Genomic DNA, 458 nt, shown 5'->3' on the forward strand with positions numbered 1-458 from the left:
GGCGAAGGTCACGCCAACCGCGTCCTGCGGACGGCTGGAGAGCAGACGGTACAGATACAGCGGACCGCCGGCTTTCGGACCGGTACCGGACAACCCTTCGCCGCCGAACGGCTGAACGCCGACCACCGCGCCAACCATATTGCGGTTGACGTACAGGTTGCCCACCTTGGCGCTGCCGGTGACCTGGGCGATGGTTTCGTCGATACGGGTATGCACGCCGAGGGTCAGGCCGTAGCCAGAGGCGTTAATCTGCTCGACCAGTTTGTCCAGCTCTTTACGGTTATAGCGCACCACGTGCAGTACCGGGCCGAAGACCTCTTTTTTCAGCTCGTCGAAGCTGTCGAGCTCGATAAGCGTCGGCGGCACGAAGGTCCCGTGACGCCATTCGCGGGCGTCTTCGCTATTCTCGCGCACCGCCTGGTAGACGGTGCGGCCTTTGGCGCGCATCGCCTGAATAT

General features: G+C 62.9%; 1 protein-coding gene. It reads right to left on the reverse strand.

Annotated elements, in window-relative coordinates; translation table 11 throughout:
* A partial coding sequence (locus tag M3234_RS28890) for an aldehyde dehydrogenase family protein (protein WP_262307939.1) occupies window positions 1–458 on the reverse strand: 458 nt, incomplete at both ends.

The sequence above is a fragment of the Neobacillus niacini genome (genome assembly GCF_023715785.1).
Taxonomy (GTDB): domain Bacteria; phylum Bacillota; class Bacilli; order Bacillales; family Cytobacillaceae; genus Neobacillus; species Neobacillus niacini_E.